General features: G+C 70.6%; 2 protein-coding genes. Both read right to left on the reverse strand.

Features of this window, described 5'->3' with window-relative positions; all coding sequences use genetic code 11:
• Positions 1 to 134, reverse strand: a 134-nt coding sequence (locus tag CON77_RS15710; protein WP_157826925.1) for a 2Fe-2S iron-sulfur cluster-binding protein, incomplete at its 3' end; no start/stop codon positions are given.
• The coding region (locus tag CON77_RS11310; RefSeq protein ID WP_101049242.1) for an NADH-ubiquinone oxidoreductase-F iron-sulfur binding region domain-containing protein at positions 131 to 1,347 on the reverse strand (1,217 nt) is incomplete at its 5' end. The genes CON77_RS15710 and CON77_RS11310, both read right to left, overlap by 4 nt.

Raw genomic sequence — 1,347 nt, forward strand, 5'->3', positions numbered from 1 at the left:
CCGGGCTTGTGGCACAGGTGCGGAATGTCCACGCCCACGCGCTGCGCCACCTGCCACAGCGTTTCGCCGGGGGCGGCCTGGGCCGGCTGGCCGTTCAGGGTGAAGTCGATCACCGGCAGGTCTTGCGCGCTCATGCCTGCACCTCCTGCGGGAAGAACCGCAACACGCTGTCAAAAGGATTGGGGGCGGCTTGGCCCAGGCCGCAGATGGACGCGTCGCGCATGACCTGCGACAACTCGGTCAGCCGTTCGGCGTTCCAGCCGGGCGCCTGCATCAGCGCCACGGCCTGGGTGGTGCCGGCGCGGCAGGGGGTGCACTGGCCGCACGATTCGTGCTCGAAAAACTGCATGAGGTTCACCGCGGCATCGCGGGCGCGGTCGTGCTGGCCCAGCACCACCACCGCCATGGAGCCAACGAAGGCGCCGTGCTCGGCCAGGGTGTCGAAGTCCAGCGGCAAGTCGGCCAGCGCGGCGGGCAAAATGCCGCCCGATGCCCCGCCCGGCAAGTAGCCGTAGAGCGTGTGCCCCGGCGCCATGCCACCGGCGTACTCGTTGACCAGTTCGTTCAGGGTGATGCCGGCCGGCGCCAGGTACACCCCGGGATTGGCCACCCGGCCCGACACGCTGAAGCGCCGCCAGCCGCTGCGCCCACGCCGGCCCACCGCCGCCCAGGCTGGGCCGCCTTTTTCCAGAATCTCCGGCAGCCACCACAGCGATTCCACGTTGTGCGCAAGCGTGGGCCGGCCGAACACCCCCACCTGCGCCACGATGGGCGGGCGCAACCGGGGCATGCCGCGCTTGCCCTCCAGCGATTCGATCAACGCCGATTCCTCACCGCAGATGTAGGCGCCGGCGCCGCGCCGCAGTTCAATTTCGGGAAACTCGATCGCCGGGTGTTCGCGCCGCCAGACCTCGATCAGGCCGCGCAGGTGCAGCAATTCTTCCTGCAGCAGGGCACGCACGTCGTGGTACTCGTCGCGCAGGTAGAGCCACACCTTTTGCGCGCCCACGAACCAGGCCGCGATCAGCATGCCTTCCAGCGCGCGGCGCGGCGCGGTGGACAGCACCTGCCAGTCCTTGAAGGTGCCGACCTCGCCTTCGTCGATGTTGACGACCATGTAGCGCGGGCCGGGCTGGGCGCGCACCGTCTCCCATTTGCGCCAGGCCGGGAAACCGGCGCCGCCCAGGCCGCGCAGCCCGGAGGCTTTGAGTTCGGCCAGCACCGCCTCGGTCGACCAGTCGCCGGCCATGACGCGGCGCCACTGGGCGTAGTCCTGCTCGGTCAACGATGCACCACTGGCGGGCAGGGGGCGCGGGCCGGTGTCGCCGGCCGCGAGCACCGCCTGCA

Origin of the sequence: Macromonas nakdongensis (assembly GCF_002837145.1) — a bacterium.
Taxonomy (GTDB): Bacteria; Pseudomonadota; Gammaproteobacteria; order Burkholderiales; family Burkholderiaceae_C; genus Macromonas_B; species Macromonas_B nakdongensis.